The organism is Photorhabdus sp. RM71S (genome assembly GCF_042879355.1).
Classification (GTDB): Bacteria; Pseudomonadota; Gammaproteobacteria; order Enterobacterales; family Enterobacteriaceae; genus Photorhabdus; species Photorhabdus kayaii.
Map to the genome: position 1 here is coordinate 32260 of NZ_JBHFKV010000029.1, position 15358 is coordinate 47617.

Below are 15358 nucleotides of genomic sequence, written 5' to 3' on the forward strand. Positions count from 1 at the left end.
TGGTTAATAAGGTGACAAAATAACGCTGTTAACCGTATTAAAAAATTAGTAGTAAAAAAACGGTTAGTGGCATTAAAAACTATTAAAAAATGGATTTTGGTTTTAATAATATTAACAGAGCTGTTACTCTTTCTGGTTTTAAACCTAAAAAAATCAAAATAGAAGAAACTTAATTATCGCTATAAAAACCCCCAACCACATGATTTTAAATAAAATTATTAGCAAATAAGCAAGGTTAAAAAGTTTTTATATAGTATTTAATTATTGGTTAAATATTTGGATTTTTCACGATAATTCATATATACCCAATGGATTTCAAGATGCATCGCGACGGCAAGGGAGAGAATCCCCGGGAGCATAGATAACGATGTGACCGGGGTGAGCGAGTGCAGCCAACAAAGAGGCAACTTGAAAGATGACGGGTATAAACATATTTCTACCGATAATCGGCGTGTCTAATTATTCTCAGGTGCGCCGATAATATTCGTTATGTTGAATATTGGTTAATAGATGATTATTCCCCAGAAATGAAAATTACACTTCATAATCAAATACGATGATATCGTTGACATAATCTATAAGGAGATCTTTTAATTCGTCATGCGCTGAGTGAGACAAATAGTTTTAAATAGCTTTATGATCATCAAATGTCATGGTGATAGCATATGTAAAACCTTTATTTTTGTTTTCATTATTTCCCAATTCGATAGAAGAAATACCTTTGATCTGATGCTGCATGGAAATAGCGGTATCTCTTATCGTCGTTAATTGTTGTTGTTTTATCTCGGATGTGAATTTTAGCAAAAGAATATGGCGTATCATAATGGTTCCTGAAAGGTGTCTTTGTTTTTGCTGACAAAATAGAAAATAAATTGTTCTATTGCAAGATCCTTGAATATATCTCATCAATTAGTGGATGTATGTTCGATTTTGCTGTTTTTGTTTCTCTGAGATACTATTAATTATAGTGTATTTGTCTATATTTGCACTGAGGCTGAACTCTCCTCCGATGAAAGCCGTAGCGGACACAAACCTCAAGAATAACTTGGGGGTGTATATTTCGGTTATCTAGGTGAAAACTATACCGTTGTGTCAGCATAGAGGCTTTAATCTCCCACTTCTTGGCAGTTTGTGGGCTGATTCTGGGGCGGAATTGCTAGGAAATATTAAAATGGAAAGAACGCACCGGAGGTAATGATGGAATACGAATTTTTGCTGGATGTCACTGGACTGGTGACTAGCCGGTTCTCAATGGATCACGAAGCTATTGGTCAGTGGCTGAATGAAGAAGTTAAAGGTGATTTGGCGGTGATAGATAAGATTGCCTCAGCGTTGGCCGAAATTAAAGGTAGTGAACGTCAATGGCAACTTGTAGGTCATGAATATACGCTGTTAATGGATGACGAAGAAGTTATGGTTCGCGCCAATCAGCTTGAGTTTGAAACTGATTCGATGGAGGAGGGCATGAGTTATTACGATAATGAGAGCCTGGCTTTTTGCGGTACCAAGGATTTTATTGATATGTTGGCCGATTATCGGGATTTTATTTTACAAAAGTACGATTGGTAAGAAGCTGTATATAGACAGAAATAATTCTCTGGCACGATAGGCTTTTTCTTACTGTTAATGGTTGCTATGAAGGATAATCATCGAGTAATTTTACTCAATGATAGTTTAAGTAGCTAAAGAATCAAGGTGGTTTTAATGGAAGATATCAATCTGTCTGGTGGCATTAATGAAGCTACAAGCTGGCTCATTAATCATCAGGATTTAATCATTCAATATCTGGTCAATACTGTTGCTGCTATTCTCATTCTTGTTCTGGGATTAATGGCGGCGAAACTCATTAGTAAGGGCGTGAAAAGAGTTATGTCATTGCGTGGCATTGATGTAACGGTATCGGATTTCCTGGCTGCTGTTGTTCGTTATTTGATTATTGCGTTCACTATTATTGCAGTTTTGGGCAAATTAGGTGTTCAGACGGCTTCCGTCATTGCGGTTATCGGTGCTGCTGGTTTAGCTGTTGGTTTAGCTTTACAGGGTTCTTTGTCCAACTTTGCCGCAGGGGTATTGCTGGTGGCTTTTCGTCCAATCCGTGCGGGTGAATATGTTATTCTCGGCGCGGTTGAAGGCACTGTTGTTCAGGTGCAGATTTTTTCTACTACATTGCGTACAGCAGATGACAGAATTATCGTGATCCCGAATGGGAAAATTATTGCAGATAATGTTATTAATACCAGCCGTGAACCGAATCGTCGAACCCAGATCATGGTCGGTGTTGCGTATAATGCGGATATTGACGAAGTTAAAAAAGTATTAGGTGATGTTATTGCCGCAGACAATCGTATTCAGCATGATAAAGGCGTGACGATTCGTTTGCATGAAATGGCACCTTCTTCACTGAATTTTATTGTGCGTGTATGGACCACCAATGGTGATGCTTGGGAGGTTTATTGGGATTTGATGGAGAACTTTAAACGCACATTGGATAAACACAATATCAGTATTCCTTATCCACAAATGGATGTTTATTTGCATCAGAATCAAGCTATGGCGCGGAATAAAATGAGTGATTAATCAGAGGGATTGGATAATAACCTTCTGATTATGTGAATAAACCGTAAATTTTTACCAGTAAATCAGCGCCGCGCTGTCAATAGCGCGGGCGCTCTATTCCCCAAGTCTACTTTATTGACATAAGGTATTAAAGTTGTTTTTAATAAAATCATCGTTGATATCTTCTGTCAGTGCTATTTTCTTGTTATCTGATAAGCAAAGGACAGCGGATGAAACATCTGAAGTATGGAAATTAATATCAGCAGTGACTATCCCATCACCTTTTTCACCCTGTATTTTAAGAATGAAACGTTCACAGCCTTTTTTACATAAGAAAGGCTGATAATTACTGAGATCTACATCTGTAATATTGGCTGTACCAATATAGTATTCAATTATTTCATAGTGGTTTAATGTCTCTTCAACATCATTTCGAAGCAAATAGTAGTTTCTGACAGTAAGAGCAGCAATAATAATGATGACTAGTAGCATGAAACCCATAATTTTTTTCAAAATAACCCCTTCCTCTTATTTTTCATAGAATTGATAGATTCATTAATACTTTTAGTGTGTATTAGCTTGATTTTCTTTGAATTAATCAAATAATTTTCCTGTAAAAATCTGCTTTTTGGTTGGTTATTAAAATTTCTTATGATCGATTAGAAGCATTTATTTCCTCTAATGAGCTATTCTTCTTAATATTCTGAACATTGAAATAGCAAAGTGAATAATTATTGAGGAATTTTTTTATGTTATCGACATTTGTGCAGGGTTTTTTTCTTAGCGCAGCAATGATTTTGCCTCTTGGCCCACAAAATGCCTTTGTTATGCAGCAAGGCAGTAGGAGACAATTTCATCTAATGAGTGCAACTTTGTGCGCGATCAGTGATGGTTTTTTGATTGGTGTCGGTGTATTTGGTGGTAGTGCATTACTTAGTCAGTCAACTTTACTCTTACAATTCGTCACCTGGGGAGGTGTTGCTTTTTTATTCTGGTATGGATGGGGGGCCTTACGTGTGGTTTTGTTTGCTAATGTTGAACTGGCACAGGTAAATAATTCAGTAAAAAACCGTTGGCGGGTAATTGCGATCATCTTTGCGGTCACTTGGTTAAATCCGCATGTTTATTTAGATACCATTGTTGTTCTGGGTAGTATTGGTGGTCAGTTATCTTCAGAACTCAGACCTTGGTTTACTTTTGGGGCGGCAACTGCTTCTGTTAGTTGGTTTTTCTCTCTGTCATTACTAGCTGCATGGTTTTCCCCTGTGCTAAGTAAGCCGCTTTCTCAACGGATTATTAATGGGTTTATTTGTATCATAATGTGGTATATCGCATGGCAACTTGCTAAGCAGGGATTGCTAATTTCTGATTAAGCTGAACACTTCTTTGCATACAGTCTCTGTGTTAGTGTTTCATTTATCCCATGTATATTTCGGTTTTTCCGTGGGATGAACATTTTCTGTAACAGGTTTTCTTCGGAGGTTGTGTGAAATTGAAATCATTAGGGTTGGCCGCCATGTTAAGTGCCGGGGTGCCACTTGCTGCACAGGCTGCTGATTTACCCGGAGTCCCTCATGTTATTACTTCTGGTAATGCGGTAGTGAAAGCAGAACCGGATATAGCAACATTGATGATTAACGTCAATATTTCTGCTAAAGATGCTTCTGGGGCTAAAAAGCAGGTTGATGAGCTGGTTGCTAAATATTTTGATTTTCTGAAAAATCACGGTATTGAAAAGAAAGATATTGATGCAGCGAATTTGCGTACTCAGCCTGATTATGAGTACGATAATGTGTCTGGCAAATCGGTGCTGAAAGGCTATCGTGCGATCCGTTCAGTGGAGGTGAAGGTCCGTAAGTTAGATCAACTTAATGATCTGCTAGATGGTGCATTAAAAGCGGGTTTGAACGAAATCGTATCTGTTCAGTTTGGTGTGGACAATCCGCAAAAATATCGTGATGAAGCCCGCCAGAAAGCGATTGAGAATGCAATTGAACAAGCTGATGCACTGGCGAAAGGCTTTAGTAGCAAAGTTGGTTCGATATACAGTATCAATTACCGAGCACCAGAGGCGATTGATCACATGAAGTATCGCAATACTGATGTGATGATGTCGGGAGGTGCTGCTGCTGGAGTGGGTGAAACTTACCAGCAGGATAGCATCAATTTCAGTGATCAGGTTGATGTGGTTTTTGAGCTAAGACCTTAATTAATGTCATCTTGTCTTAACATCTGACGCCCAAGTTTCAACAGGGCGTCAGTCACTTTTTTCATGGTCCTGCTTTCCGGTGCAAAACGATGCCAATAGAGCATCCGGCGTTGACATAAACCCGGTGTCAGGTCGATCAGTTCACCATTTTTCAATTCTTGATCAATCTGTAAATGTGGGATCATACAACAAGTGGAACCCTGTTTTGCCAGTTGTACAAAGGCTTCAGATGAATTGACGATATGACATGGAACGCTGCCCGGTGACAACTCGAAGTTCTGTTGTAAAAATACCTGATGCATATCATCCAGATGGTCGAATGCAACCGCTGGGGCTTTTAGTAACGCTGAACGGGTAACCCCATTTGGGAAATAGCGGGTAGCAAATTCTGGTGAGGCGACAAACAGATAATCCAGTGCGCCTAGTTTATCAATCAGACAACTGGGTAAAGGTTGTGGTTGAATACTGACTGCGCCAACGACTTCACCTCTCCTTAACTGTTCTTGAGTCCGAGTTTCATCTTCAACTTGAATATTGAGTCGGATAGGTAAATCAGCGAGTACCGGGTGTAGAGCCGGTAATAGCCAGGTTGCTAAGCTGTCAGCGTTGACTGCTAATGAAAGCAGCAATGGGGTATCGGTCCCCTGTTCATCGCCTAGCCATTGTTCTTCCAACAACTCTACCTGATGTAATAGTGCCAGTAGTTTTTGTCCTTGTTCGGTGGGGCGCGGAGGAACGGTGCGCACTAATAGAGGCTGACCAAACAGATTTTCCAACTGTTTGATACGTTGAGAAACCGCGGATTGAGTGATACAGAGTTTCTGAGCAGCACGCTCGAAGCCGCGTTCTCGGATCACCGCATCCAGAGCTTGTAGTGTTCGGTAGTCAGGGCGTTTCATTATAGAAAGATTCTCCATTTATTTTTCTGAATATCACTATGCCATATTTTTCTGATGTATGAGGCAATTTGTCTGGTGGGCCGTAAAATCCTACCTTTCAGAAATTACGCATGTTATACCCAATTTGGATAAATTTTTGTTGGTTGGTCACCTTTGGGAAGGGGGTTCCATTTTTGAAGGTTGAGTGTGTTGACGTGGTTGAATAGGCGATATGCTCAGGAGAAAGCACTGGGTGAAGCTGTTTTTGATAGCTTGATGATGAATTTTTGATCTGGCTAAAGATTGTTTGCATGTTTCACTTAAGTGTAGTCTTTCAATAAAATTGTTAAACAATTGTCATTTTGGCTATTTAATAACAATGTAAGTAAGGTTGCTTTTTATGCTGTCACTGAAACATGTTGCACAATTAACATATAATACTTTGCAGTTATACATGGATCAGAGAGGAATAGATTTGGCGGTTGGTCCTATCTCTGACAGCGATGCAAACACGCTAACAAAAGCGTATGGTGAGCTTAACTGGGAATATTATATTACAGAGGTCGGTAATCGACATGATTGCTTCAGCTTATGTATAAAATTTGTCATATCAAGGGAAAATCTCCAAATTGAATCTGCTCCGGCTGGAGTCGCTTTATCCACATATGATTTGAACGATAAGAGTTTTAACATCCATGTATTGGAAAATTTTGTGAAGGATATAGAAAATCATCCGTTGCATAGAAAGATGCTTTTGTATACTCTGTATGCAACATTGATTTTCATGAATGTGGCTGATGGTGAAGACGTCAGGATTCATGAACCCGTTAAGGATAAAATAGCTTACTATCGTTCGTTTGGTTTTGAGCTAGAACGTTGTGGATATGTAATGTCATGTGATATTAAGACATTAACGGCAAAGTTGAAGCGTCGGTCTAAGGAGTTAGTTCTTTGACCTCTCGGCATTTATATGCATGTTATAGTATCCTGGTAGACCAAGTGGGATAGTTATTTTGTTCATTTAGATTTGTTGAAGGTGAAATCTTACTAAATTTGTTGCTATGGCCATAACAGAGAGATTTTGTCGGGAATTTTTTGTCCTGTATGACTAAATCAGTTCAGTAATGTGAAGTCGTTTTAGAGGTGTTGCTATGAGAACACAAAAAGAACCGATGTTCGATACCATTCAAACTTATAAAAAAGCTGGAGAGATCTTAGATTTTCTCATGAAAGTAGGTCCGGTTTTGGAAGATCATGCACAGGCACCAAGCCAAGAAAAGCAAGGTCGTCGTCGTAACAAAGAGGCTGCATAGACATCACTCTTTATTGTAGCCCGCTAGTATGGCGGGTTTTTCACATCATTCACTCTTAATTTTTCATGATTCATTTCACTCAACTTAATTGCGGTTTCTTTGTTGCTATCAAGGTTTATACTAGTCGACAGGCTTTCCTTGTAACTGATATAGGCAATGAATTGATATGACTCAGGACGAACTAAAAAAAGCAGTAGGTTGGGCAGCACTCGAATTTGTTACACCAGGAACAGTTGTGGGTGTGGGGACAGGTTCAACGGCTTCACACTTTATTGATGCCCTTGGTTCCATTAAAGATCAGATTGAAGGGGCAGTATCCAGCTCTGAGGCTTCTACTGAGAAGTTAAAAAGTTTGGGAATTCCTGTATTCGATTGTAATGAAGTGGATTCCCTTGATATCTACGTTGATGGTGCGGATGAAATCAATGGCAATATGCAGATGATTAAAGGCGGTGGTGCTGCATTGACGCGTGAAAAAATCATTGCTGCAATAGCAAAAAAATTCGTTTGTATTGTTGATGCCTCTAAAAAAGTTGATGTATTGGGTAAATTCCCTCTGCCGGTTGAAGTGATTCCAATGGCTCGGACTTATGTTGCTCGTGAGTTGGTTAAATTGGGAGGAGTACCAAAATATCGTCAGAATGTTGTGACTGATAACGGCAATGTGATTCTTGATGTGCATAATCTAGCCATACTCGATCCTGTTGAGTTAGAGAATAAAATTAATCGTATCTCAGGTGTGGTGACTGTGGGCCTATTTGCTAACCGTGGCGCGGATATTGTATTGATGGGAACACTTGATGGAGTGGAAACCATCACTCAATAATATTATTTACAGGGGCGGAGTTTTTCGCCCTTAAAAATTTTTTCACTTTTAAAATAGGTGGAGAATTTAGTGATATATTTCATATCTCTGATTGTTATTTAATCTAAATCCTAATTTTGTTCTTTTTCAGATCATTTTATTCCACATAATAACTACTTTATTAAGACTTATGTGACGGGAATAGCAATCGTTTATATTGCTGTGTTCGTTTTTTTTGTTATGTTGAGAGAATGAATCTTAAATGTAACGAAGCGTAACAATAGGCAGGATAAATGGTTAAGGTATCTCTGGAAAAAGATAAGATTAAATTTTTGCTATTAGAAGGTGTGCATCAGAGCACGGTAGAAAATCTACGAGCAGCCGGTTATAGCAATATCGAATATCATAAGGGAGCATTAGATTCCAAAGAGTTAAAAGAGGCAATTCGTGATACCCATTTTGTTGGTATCCGTTCCCGCACACAACTGACTGAAGACATTTTTCAGGCAGCTGAAAAATTGGTTGCTGTAGGCTGTTTTTGTATTGGTACCAATCAGGTTGATCTGAAAGCGGCTGCAAAACGTGGTATCCCTGTCTTTAATGCGCCATTTTCTAATACCCGTTCTGTTGCTGAAATGGTCCTTGGTGAGTTGTTGTTATTGCTGCGTCGTATCCCTTTGGCGAATGCGAAAGCTCATCGTGGAGTGTGGGATAAGCAGGCTAAAGGCTGCTATGAAGTCCGTGGTAAAAAACTGGGCATTATCGGTTACGGTCATATTGGCACTCAGCTTGGTATTCTGGCTGAAAATATTGGTATGGATGTCTACTTTTACGATATTGAAAACAAATTGCCGTTAGGTAACGCTCATCAGGTACGTCATTTGTCAGAATTACTAAATATGAGTGATGTGGTTAGTTTGCATGTACCAGAAACGCCATCAACTAAAAATATGATTGGTGCAACTGAACTGACTCTGATGAAACCGGGTTCTATCCTGATTAATGCTTCACGCGGGACGGTGGTGGATATCCCGGCATTATGTGATGCATTGGAAAGTGAACATCTGTCAGGGGCGGCTGTGGATGTGTTCCCTGTTGAACCGGCAACCAATAATGATCCATTTGAGTCACCGTTACGTAAATTTGATAACGTGTTGCTGACCCCACATATTGGTGGTTCTACCCAGGAAGCGCAGGAAAACATTGGTTATGAAGTCGGAGGAAAGTTAGCGAAATATTCTGATAATGGTTCTACCTTATCCGCAGTAAACTTCCCAGAAGTGTCTCTTCCTGTTCATGCTGATGATACCAACCGGTTTTTACATATTCATGAAAATCGTCCCGGTATATTGAACAGTATTAACCAAGTGTTTGCTGAACAGGATATCAATATTGCTGCTCAGTATCTGCGTACCAGTGGGGATATGGGTTATGTGGTTATTGATATTGTGACTGAAAATCCTGCTCAAGCTGAAATGGTATTTCAGAAACTGAAAGCATTGCCGGGTACTATCCGTTCTCGCCTGCTTTACTGATTATTTTGATATATCAAAAATGGGTGCTTTGTGTAAGGCGCCCATTTTTTACTGCCATTGCCAGATTTTTTCAGGTGTGATGATTTCGGGTAATGGGATATCCCATTCGGCTATGGGCAGTGTATCGACTAACTGACAGTTATGCGCCAGACCTATCGGATAGAAATTTTTTTGTCGCCATTGCCTCAATGTACGATCGTAAAAGCCACCACCCATGCCAAGCCGTTGCCCTGTGCGGTCAAAAGCAACCAGCGGGATCATCATGATATCCAGTTCTGATAATGGTAGAACCTGCTCAACATTCAGCGGTGGTTCTTCTATATTGAAGCGATTTCTGATGAGTGGGGTATCGGGTTGATAGTTTAAAAATAGCAGATGGTGATGACGGAAAGGATGCAATACCGGCAGATAGATCTGTTTATTTTGTTGCCAGAGTTGGTTAATCAGTGGACGGGTATCGAGTTCACCATCAAACGAAAGGAATAGTGCGATTTTGCTGGCTTGGTGAATTTTGGGGTGGTTGATTGCTCGCTTAGCAGCCCGTCTTGCAAAAAGAGATTGTTGTTCAGGGGTGAGTTCACGGCGTTGTTGGCGTATTTTCTTTCTAATGCTTTGTCTGAGTGGTAATAGGGACTCTGATTGCATAGAACCTGCCAGTGGATAGCAGCAGCGATTAAAATTGAGATTCTCCAAGATGTCGTTACAGGTAGTAACCCTTGAACCCTTGGTTCAAGGTGAACATAGTGTCGCAGCTTTAAGGCTTCTCGGCCAGACCGAGCATGCACACCAGACTACGGAGCACCACATTCTATAATGTATGAAATATCGGCTCAGGGGACTTTCCCCGTTCACGAACATCTCAGAGAAATTTATTCAGCGCTTGTTAAGCAACTTTATGAACCCTATTGTATGAAACTAAATACAGAAAGCAACTAATTCTCGAATGATTCACTCACTAATGCATGATTTATCAATAGAATTCATTTAGTTGGTGCAATTGTGCTCTCAGTGATGCGACCTTGTTCCACTAATGCTTGTTCTATAGTCTGCTGAAGCATCTTTATTTTCTGTTCCATATTATAGGCATAATCACGGGTTTTCACTTTTTCTTGTGCCAATTCGTGACAGATATTCAGTGCCACAATAAAAATCAGTTGTTCAGTATTGGTTACTCTGGTGCGCTCTTTTAAATCGTCTAAACGTTGCTCAAGTTCCACAGCCGCAGCCAGCAATGCTTCTTTTTGCTCTGATGGACAATTGACACGTAGTGACCGCCCAAAAATCTGGATATCTACCGGTTGTGCAGACATGACCCCTTCCTGACTTATTGCTGCGCCCTGGTTTTAATTCTGAATTATAGAATTGAAACCGGCGCCAATCATTATAACGCCATACCAACAGACAACTCACAATTAGCGAAGGTTGTTGTATGGTATAGCGACTCCCCTTGGTGGTAGCATAGCATGAACTTACACCGTCAACGATGACCAATACACATGTCTATACAGAATTCATTACCAGATTATCAATCTTTTGACGAAATATTGCATCAACAGTCAGTGGCACTGACGGCAGCGGAGATGCATGGGTTGATTAGCGGCCTGCTGTGCGGCGGTAATCGCGACAGTAGTTGGCAGGTCTTAGTTCATGACTTAGCTAATGATGGGCTAGCTTTTTCCCATCCATTAGCCCAACAATTGCGTGAATTACGTGAAATCACATTCGAATCATTGGATGACAGTAATTTTGCATTTGGTTTATTGCTGCCAGATGAGGAAGATAATGTATATGAACGAGCAGATGCATTAGCTGGATGGGTTAACCATTTTTTGCTGGGATTAGGTGTTGCTCAACCGAAGTTCGCGGATAAAAAAGAGATCAATGAGATTATTGGTGATTTGCGCAATATCGGTCTGCTTGGTTATGAAGAAGGTGATGATCAGGAAGAGTTGGCTCAGGCACTGGAAGAGGTCCTTGAATATGTGCGGGTGGCTGCGCAGCTTTGCTATATTGCCTTTACTGAACCTAAAACCGTTTTAATCGCAAAAAATGATAAACCAACATTGCATTAATTGGTGTTTATTGAGCGCAAAATATACCCTATGGATTTCAAGATGGATCGCGGCGGCAAGGGAGTGAATCCCCGGGAGCATAGGTAACGATGTGACTGGGGTGAGCGAGTGCCGCCAACAAAGAGGCAACTTGAAAGATAACGGGTATAATTAACTAAGTCGCAGGAGAGGGTATGATCAAACAAGAATATTTATCCCGCCGTCAGGCTTTACTGGCAAAAATGGCTCCGGCCAGCGCAGCGATTATTTTTTCTGCCCCGCCTGCGCCACGAAATTCAGATAATGAATATCCCTATCGTCAGCATAGCGATTTTCTTTATTTGACGGGGTTTAATGAACCGGAAGCGGTGCTGATATTAATTAAGAGTGATGATACGCATAATCATAGTGTTCTTTTTAATCGAGCGAGTGACTTGACTGCGGAAATTTGGTTTGGGCGTCGTCTTGGGCAAGAAGCAGCACCGGAAAAACTGGGTATTGATCGCGCTTTGCCTTTTGATGATATCAAAGAAGAGCTTTACCTGTTACTGAATGGTTTGGATGTGGTTTATCACGCCCGAGGCGAATTTGCCTACGCAGATGAAATTGTCTTCCATGCGCTGGATAAATTAAGAAAAGGCGGTCGCCGTAATCTTTCAGCGCCTTTATCGATAATTGATTGGCGCCCTTGGGTACATGAAATGCGGTTATTCAAATCTAAGGCAGAAATTGAGGCTATGCGCCGGGCGGGTAGAATCAGTGCTCAGGCCCATATGCGAGCGATGAAAATTTGCCGCCCAGGAATGTTTGAATATCAACTGGAAGCTGAAATTCATCACGAATTTACTCATCAAGGGACTCGCCATCCTGCTTACAACACGATTGTAGGGAGCGGTGAAAATAGCTGTATTCTGCACTACACCGAGAATGAAAGCAGGATGAAAGAAGGTGACTTGGTGTTGGTTGACGCAGGTTGTGAATATCTGGGGTATGCCGGAGATATCACCCGGACTTTCCCTGTCAATGGCAAGTTTACTCGTGCTCAGCGTGAAATTTACAATATCGTACTGAAAACATTAAATGTTTCATTGGAATTGTATAAGCCAGGCACCAGCATCAACAAAGTTACAGAACATGTCGTGCGGATTATGGTGGAAGAGCTGGTGAAACTAGGCATTATGCACGGCGAAATTGAACATTTAATCGAAACTAAAGCCTATCGTCAGTTCTTTATGCATGGCCTCGGTCACTGGTTAGGATTGGATGTACACGATGTCGGTGATTATGGTGTAGAACGCGATCGTATTCTGCAACCGGGAATGGTATTGACGGTTGAACCGGGGATTTATATTGCGCCGGATGCAGATGTGCCGTTGGAATATCGGGGTATCGGTATCCGTATTGAAGATGACATTTTGATCACTGAAACAGGTAATGAAAACCTGACAGCCAGTGTCGTTAAAGAAGCTGATGAGATTGAAGCTCTGATGGCGAAAGCAAAACAGGGTTAAGTTAAGAATGAACGTGATTATCGTTGGTGGAGGCATGACCGGCGCGACGCTTGCGCTGGCGATATCTTCCCTGAGTAAGGGGCAGATTCATGTGTCCCTGATTGAAGCAGCAGAGCCGGAGCAGAAACATCCCGGCTTTGATGCCAGAGCGATAGCGCTGGCTTACGGTACTTGTCAGCGTTTACAACAGATTGGCGTTTGGTCTGCTCTGGAAGATTATGTGATACCGATAACTCACGTTCATGTTAGTGATCGTGGTCATGCAGGGTTTGTGAACCTTTATGCAAAAGAATATAACATTTCCGCTCTAGGTCATGTTGTCGAATTGTATGATGCAGGGCAGGGTTTGTTCGGATTACTGAAAAATGCGCCTGGTGTAACGCTGTATTGTCCATCCAGGGTTATGGCTGTTGAAAGAACTCTGTCATCGGTAACTGTTACTCTGGACAGCGGAGAACGACTGCAAGGTGAATTGCTGGTAGCGGCTGATGGCAGCCATTCTGCCATTGGTCACACCTGTAATATTCAGTGGCAACGGCACGCTTATGAACAGGTTGCCGTGATTACAAATGTACTGACTTCAGAGCATCCGCGAGGCAGTGCATTTGAGCGTTTCACGGAATATGGTCCACTGGCTTTGCTACCAATGTCTGAGGGGCGGAGCTCGCTGGTATGGTGCCATCAGTTGGCGCGGAGAAAGGAGATAGCGGGTTGGAGTGATGCGCAATTTCTTAGGCAGTTACAGCGAGCATTTGGCTGGAGATTGGGGAAAATATTGGAAACCGGCCAGCGTCATAGCTATCCATTGACACTATCTACTGCAAATCAACAAATTAGCCACCGATTGGCGCTGGTGGGAAATGCCGCGCAAACATTACATCCAATTGCCGGTCAGGGTTTTAATCTTGGAATGCGAGATGTTATGACACTGGCGCAGATTGTTTCTGAGGCTTTTGCTGCTGGTCAGGATATTGGTACTTATCAGGTTTTGGCTAATTATCAACAGCAACGGATTTTAGATCGGGAAAACACCATCGATATTACCGATGGATTGATACGAATATTTGCCAATCGTTATTTCCCATTACAAATCGGGCGTAACTTGGGCTTGATGATAATGGAAAAATTCTCTCCTGTGCGGGATATGCTGGCCCGTCAGACTCTGGGTTGGGTCGCCCAAAGATAACCGCAGATAAAGCAGACAAAATAAGAGGACGTTATATTATGCAATCATTTGATGTGGTTATCGCTGGTGGCGGCATGGTTGGTTTGGCGCTTGCCTGTGGTTTACAAGGCAGTGGTTTGCGGGTGGCTGTGGTGGAGAGCTATCCGCCTACTCACCCCGTTATTGCTGGAGAAGAGTATGCTTTGCGGGTTTCTGCGATTAATGCGGCCAGTGAGCGCCTGTTACAGCATCTTGGTGTGTGGCAACAGATTCTGGATATGCGCACTAGTCCTTATCAAGAAATGGAGGTTTGGGAGCGGGATAGCTTTGGCCGTATTCAGTTCAGCGCGGCTGAATACGGGATGGAATATCTTGGTCATATCATTGAAAACTGGGTTATCCGTGAAACATTATGGAAAAAAGCAGACAGCTTATCTGACGTGACTATTTTGGCGCCTGCGGCTTTGCAACAGGTTGCCTGGGGTGAAAATGAAGCTTTTATGACTTTATCCGATGGTCGCATGTTAACGGCTCGTTTAGTTGTTGGTGCTGATGGCGCTCACTCATGGTTGCGTCAGCATGCTGATATCCCTCTCACATTCTGGGATTATGAACATCATGCGTTGGTAGCCACTATTCGCACCGAAGAGCCGCACGGCCGGGTTGCCCGTCAGGTCTTTTATGGTGATGGTATTTTGGCGTTTTTACCCCTTGCCGATCCCCATTTGTGTTCTATCGTCTGGTCACTACCGGGTGAAGTTGCTGAACAGTATAAACAATTTGATCATAAGCGTTTCAACCAGCAATTGGCGGTAGATTTTGATCTGCGCCTTGGTCAATGTGAACTGATGAGTGAACGTCTGACAATTCCACTGACCGGTCGTTATGCCCGTAATTTTGCGGCTCATCGTCTGGCCTTGTTGGGAGATGCCGCTCATACCATTCACCCATTGGCTGGCCAGGGAGTGAATTTGGGCTTTATGGATGTCGCTGAGCTGATAGGTGAATTGCGTCGTTTGCATGGTCAGGGAAAAGATATTGGTCAGTACTTTTATTTACGTCGCTATGAGCGCCGACGTAAACATGGTGCTGCTGTGATGCTGGCCGGGATGCAAGGTTTTCGTCAATTATTTGATGGCAATAATCCGGCGAAAAAACTTTTGCGGGATGTCGGGTTGTCTCTGGCAGATAATTTACCGGGAATTAAACCTAAATTACTTCGTCAGGCAATGGGATTGAATGACTTACCGGACTGGCTCTCTTCTAAATCCTATTCGGCTGAAAAAATCTAATTTAGCCTCTGCTTATCGATAACTTTTTCTCATACCTTGCTGA

General features: G+C 41.8%; 17 protein-coding genes and 1 other RNA gene. 12 read left to right on the forward strand and 6 right to left on the reverse strand.

The features are described from left to right. Positions 1-624: 624 nt before the first annotated feature. Positions 625-822, reverse strand: a complete 198-nt coding sequence (locus ACGF5R_RS15465) for a Dabb family protein (RefSeq protein WP_158537753.1) — start codon at positions 820-822, stop codon at positions 625-627. A 375-nt stretch (positions 823-1197) separates the two neighbouring features. Between ACGF5R_RS15465 and ACGF5R_RS15470 the strand changes: the two genes are divergently transcribed. Then, positions 1198-1569, forward strand: coding sequence for a YacL family protein (locus tag ACGF5R_RS15470; RefSeq protein WP_112876755.1), 372 nt, complete (start codon positions 1198-1200; stop codon positions 1567-1569). A 135-nt stretch (positions 1570-1704) separates the two neighbouring features. Then, entirely contained in the window at positions 1705-2577 is an 873-nt protein-coding gene (gene mscS, locus ACGF5R_RS15475; protein ID WP_112876754.1) for a small-conductance mechanosensitive channel MscS, read from the forward strand. A gap of 111 nt (positions 2578-2688) precedes the next feature. On the opposite strand, the gene ACGF5R_RS15480 is transcribed toward mscS, so the two are convergent. Then, positions 2689-3069 carry a hypothetical protein gene (locus ACGF5R_RS15480; protein WP_112876753.1) on the reverse strand — a complete coding sequence of 127 codons (381 nt, stop codon included), beginning with the start codon at positions 3067-3069 and terminating at the stop codon, positions 2689-2691. Between the two features lie 236 nt (positions 3070-3305). Here ACGF5R_RS15480 and argO point away from each other — a divergent pair, with 236 nt between their 5' ends. Together argO and ACGF5R_RS15490 are read left to right on the forward strand one after the other, a co-directional pair. Then, positions 3306-3929 (forward strand): arginine exporter ArgO, encoded by a 624-nt coding sequence (gene argO, locus ACGF5R_RS15485; RefSeq protein WP_112876752.1) that lies wholly within the window; start codon positions 3306-3308, stop codon positions 3927-3929. A 113-nt stretch (positions 3930-4042) separates the two neighbouring features. Continuing rightward, positions 4043-4765 carry an oxidative stress defense protein gene (locus ACGF5R_RS15490; RefSeq protein ID WP_112876751.1) on the forward strand — a complete coding sequence of 241 codons (723 nt, stop codon included), beginning with the start codon at positions 4043-4045 and terminating at the stop codon, positions 4763-4765. Here the strand turns inward: ACGF5R_RS15490 and ACGF5R_RS15495 are convergent. After that, positions 4762-5664: a LysR family transcriptional regulator ArgP gene (locus ACGF5R_RS15495; protein WP_112876750.1), complete on the reverse strand. Its 903-nt coding sequence runs from the start codon at positions 5662-5664 to the stop codon at positions 4762-4764. The two genes, ACGF5R_RS15490 and ACGF5R_RS15495, sit on opposite strands and share 4 nt — an antisense overlap. A gap of 379 nt (positions 5665-6043) precedes the next feature. Here ACGF5R_RS15495 and ACGF5R_RS15500 point away from each other — a divergent pair, with 379 nt between their 5' ends. The 4 genes from ACGF5R_RS15500 to serA all read left to right on the forward strand — a co-directional run bounded on the left by ACGF5R_RS15500 (position 6044) and on the right by serA (position 9296). Next, entirely contained in the window at positions 6044-6598 is a 555-nt protein-coding gene (locus ACGF5R_RS15500; protein ID WP_112876749.1) for a hypothetical protein, read from the forward strand. Between the two features lie 196 nt (positions 6599-6794). After that, positions 6795-6956 carry a hypothetical protein gene (locus ACGF5R_RS15505; RefSeq protein WP_192880990.1) on the forward strand — a complete coding sequence of 54 codons (162 nt, stop codon included), beginning with the start codon at positions 6795-6797 and terminating at the stop codon, positions 6954-6956. A 166-nt stretch (positions 6957-7122) separates the two neighbouring features. Beyond that, a complete protein-coding gene (gene rpiA / locus ACGF5R_RS15510) occupies positions 7123-7782 on the forward strand; it encodes a ribose-5-phosphate isomerase RpiA (RefSeq protein ID WP_262981147.1) in 660 nt (219 codons plus the stop codon). A 272-nt stretch (positions 7783-8054) separates the two neighbouring features. Beyond that, positions 8055-9296 (forward strand): phosphoglycerate dehydrogenase, encoded by a 1242-nt coding sequence (serA, locus tag ACGF5R_RS15515; protein WP_262981146.1) that lies wholly within the window; start codon positions 8055-8057, stop codon positions 9294-9296. A gap of 48 nt (positions 9297-9344) precedes the next feature. On the opposite strand, the gene ACGF5R_RS15520 is transcribed toward serA, so the two are convergent. The 3 genes from ACGF5R_RS15520 to zapA all read right to left on the reverse strand — a co-directional run bounded on the left by ACGF5R_RS15520 (position 9345) and on the right by zapA (position 10606). Continuing rightward, positions 9345-9941, reverse strand: coding sequence for a 5-formyltetrahydrofolate cyclo-ligase (locus tag ACGF5R_RS15520; protein WP_112876746.1), 597 nt, complete (start codon positions 9939-9941; stop codon positions 9345-9347). Between the two features lie 37 nt (positions 9942-9978). After that, positions 9979-10165: non-coding RNA, 6S RNA (gene ssrS / locus ACGF5R_RS15525), on the reverse strand. Positions 10166-10276: 111 nt separating this feature from the next. After that, the gene (zapA, locus tag ACGF5R_RS15530) at positions 10277-10606 is read right to left on the reverse strand and encodes a cell division protein ZapA (protein ID WP_112876745.1); all 330 of its coding nucleotides are present in this window, start codon (positions 10604-10606) and stop codon (positions 10277-10279) included. Positions 10607-10792: 186 nt separating this feature from the next. Here zapA and ACGF5R_RS15535 point away from each other — a divergent pair, with 186 nt between their 5' ends. From ACGF5R_RS15535 to ubiI, 4 genes are all read left to right on the forward strand, one after another. After that, entirely contained in the window at positions 10793-11368 is a 576-nt protein-coding gene (locus tag ACGF5R_RS15535; protein ID WP_112894387.1) for a YecA family protein, read from the forward strand. Between the two features lie 173 nt (positions 11369-11541). Then, on the forward strand, positions 11542-12858 hold the full coding sequence (gene pepP / locus ACGF5R_RS15540) for a Xaa-Pro aminopeptidase (protein ID WP_262981144.1): 1317 nt from the start codon (positions 11542-11544) through the stop codon (positions 12856-12858). Positions 12859-12865: 7 nt separating this feature from the next. Then, entirely contained in the window at positions 12866-14044 is a 1179-nt protein-coding gene (gene ubiH, locus ACGF5R_RS15545; protein WP_112876742.1) for a 2-octaprenyl-6-methoxyphenyl hydroxylase, read from the forward strand. 38 nt (positions 14045-14082) lie between these two features. Continuing rightward, the gene (gene ubiI, locus ACGF5R_RS15550) at positions 14083-15315 is read left to right on the forward strand and encodes an FAD-dependent 2-octaprenylphenol hydroxylase (protein WP_112876741.1); all 1233 of its coding nucleotides are present in this window, start codon (positions 14083-14085) and stop codon (positions 15313-15315) included. Positions 15316-15358: the final 43 nt, after the last annotated feature.